This is a genomic window from Streptomyces beijiangensis (assembly GCF_017315755.1).
GTDB lineage: Bacteria > Actinomycetota > Actinomycetes > Streptomycetales > Streptomycetaceae > Streptomyces > Streptomyces beijiangensis.
Genome location: NZ_JAFLRJ010000382.1, coordinates 1 through 2585, shown reverse-complemented (window position 1 = coordinate 2585; position 2585 = coordinate 1). Strand labels below are relative to the sequence as shown.

Here is a 2585-nt window from a genome sequence, read left to right as displayed (position 1 = left end):
TTACGGGACAGTCCTTAGATCAGCTTCTCGTGTCTTCGGAAAACTTCACGAGGGAAGAGGAGGAAGAGTGCGTCTCGACATACGGCATGTTCGGGTGATCTTGGCGGTGGTCGACGAAGGGAGCGTTACGCGCGCTGCACGTCGTCTCGGCATTCCGCAACCATCGCTCAGTTCGCAACTGCGCCGCATCGAATCCGAGTTGGGCCTCACGCTCTTCCGGCGGAATAGCAAGGGTGTGGCGCTTACGAAGGATGCGCTTGCCCTGCTCAAGCACCTGAGGGCAGTGGACGCCGGAATGAATGCATTGGAACACGCCAGAACGGTTGCCCCGGACCAGGGCATGCGGCGCCTTTTGGCCGGGGTCGAATCGATCGCACTGTTCGAAATACTAGCGGATCTTCCCGATCTGCCTGGTGCAAGCGTTCAGCTCGCGATAGGGGAACCGAGTGCCCTCCGTTCCTCCTTATTGAACGGTAGCGTCGACTTCACTATCTCATCCGAGCTGGCGACACCCGTCCAGGGATATCCTTCCTCTTTTCGAGTCGCTACGATAAGCGAAGAGGAAGTGGGGGTGATCATTCCTCCAGGGCATCCATTGGAAGAGATTTCTGACTTCCAAATCGGAGACCTGCGAGACGAACAGTGGAGCGCTTACCCGCCGGGCACAAGATGGCATGATGTCTTGATTCAGTGGTGCCAGTCGATCGGCTTTATTCCGCACATCAGGTACTTCGCAACATCAGAGTCAGGGCTGAATGCGCTCATGGCGAGAAGAGACAGTGTTTCGCTGGGGACCCCGATGGTCGCTGCCAGTACAGGCGCGATCTGGCGGAGCCTCAGCCTGCAATCCGCCTGCCGGATGGTTGCCGCCTGGGATCCCTCTCGAGTTCATTCGGCCGTCGCGACCGATGTCGTCGAATATGTTCGCAGCCGCTCCGCCTCCGTAGCCTCCCCCGGGTAGCCGATCGCTATGGCGGTGAGCAGGATGCAGTCGTAGTCCACCCTCAAGCCACCGTCGGGCATACCCGCAACGCACTGCTGTACTGCATCAAGTAGCCGATCACGCTGTTCGGGTGGCAGCGAGAGATGTCCGCTCTCGGTCGACAGCAGCTGTCGCCACTCCTGGGCGGAGTACCTGCGTGACCAGGGGACCGCCTCCTGCCGGATTCCATGAAAGCCCTCGTCACGCAGCTCGGAAGTGAAGAGACCTAAGTCGATCGGCGAGTCCTCCGGCGGACCATCCACCCCTTCTCGCGGGTCCGTATCGCCTTCTGTCGGGCGGTCGGTCGGCTCGCGCACTTCATCGTCGATCGCCGACTCTCGTGCCGCGAAATTCCGGTACACCTCGGCCAGGGCATCGGATACATCTACCGGATGCGTTCCCATGTGCCATACCAGCAGCAGTCTGCCGCCGCGGACCATGCACCTTGCGGTCCTGCGGGCTCGGGACGCAGGGTCAAGCCAGTGCCACGCCTGACCGCAGGCGACTACATCGAACCGGCGGGCACCCGGGTCCCACCGTTCGAACGGTGTCACCTCTACGGGAAGTCCCCCCGTCGTTGCGACGGCGGCCATTCGCGCGTCCGGTTCGACGCCGAGCGTGTCGAAGCCGAGCGAAGACAGGGTGCGGCCGAGTTTGCCTGTACCGCAGCCGATGTCCAGCGCAGTCTGGCCTGTTGCGATGGGGCCGAGGTGCCGCGCGATCCAGTCTGCCGGGTAGTCGGGCCGGATGCGGTCGTAGTCGTCCGCGTTGACGCCGAAGACGCTTCGCCCGTCGATATGCATACAACTCCTCGGTCGGGGGCCGGTCTGTCATGGGGACGGTTCAGTCAGTCAGAAGCGGTCACGGCATGAACAACGGATAACTAGCCAGGGTGACCAGAGTGAATGGCGCCAACCGCAACGGGAGGATTGCCATGAAGGCCAGGTGCAGGCCCATGCCCACGACGATCGCGCCGGATCGTAAAGCAGGTGTGAGAAGACCGACGGGTAGAAGGATCTCCAGTACGACCACTGTTGTGGCGACGGCCCGCCAGCGAGTTCTCACGGCGCCGCCGGCCATGGCGCGGGTCGCGCCCGTCGCGGGATGCCAGTATTCCCAACTTGTCATCTGCGGCCGAACCGCTGCGGCGACGTAGGACTGCTGCACCAGCGAGAGCCCCGTCATGAACTGCGGGGAGCGGAGCTTCTGATAGGCACTGTTCCAATACACGTCCACGGTCAAAAGGACCACAAGAAACTGGCTCCATGAGTTCGCAGTGCTTGTGCCTCCGGAAAGTTCAAAGCCAGTTCCGAGGCGCTGGGCCGGCAATAGACAGCAAAGGCACAGCGTGATGTAGATCGTATTGAAACGGTATTCGTAACAGAGTTCATGGACGAATCCCAGCACTATGACCAGGATCGCGACCCTCGACCCGACGCCGAGGAGCAACAACACGGCTGCCGCCAACCGGGCGAGGATCAGCGGCTTGTGGAACGTGCTGATCATCCAGACCCGTGCGGCGCCGTGCCGCTTCTCCAACTGGTAGCGGCCGAAGGATCCGATGCGGATCCGGTTCCAGTCTCCTAAGGCTTGTCCCGTAAAT

At 61.7% G+C, this 2585-nt stretch carries 3 protein-coding genes; 1 reads left to right on the top strand and 2 read right to left on the bottom strand.

The annotated features are described in order from the left end of the window. Positions 1 to 67 precede the first annotated feature (67 nt). Positions 68 to 961 carry a LysR family transcriptional regulator gene (locus tag J0695_RS31540; RefSeq protein WP_206967868.1) on the top strand — a complete coding sequence of 298 codons (894 nt, stop codon included), beginning with the start codon at positions 68 to 70 and terminating at the stop codon, positions 959 to 961. Here J0695_RS31540 and J0695_RS31535 read toward each other — a convergent pair. Then, entirely contained in the window at positions 889 to 1785 is an 897-nt protein-coding gene (locus J0695_RS31535; protein ID WP_206967866.1) for a class I SAM-dependent methyltransferase, read from the bottom strand. The genes J0695_RS31540 and J0695_RS31535 overlap by 73 nt on opposite strands. A gap of 58 nt (positions 1786 to 1843) precedes the next feature. Then, the coding region (locus J0695_RS31530; RefSeq protein WP_206967864.1) for a hypothetical protein at positions 1844 to 2585 on the bottom strand (742 nt) is incomplete at its 5' end.

What these genes read in the sequence shown, in the direction of transcription:
- J0695_RS31535 (WP_206967866.1), bottom strand. Translation starts at nt 1,785, where the DNA reads ATGCATATCGACGGGCGAAGCGTCTTCGGCGTCAACGCGGACGACTAC.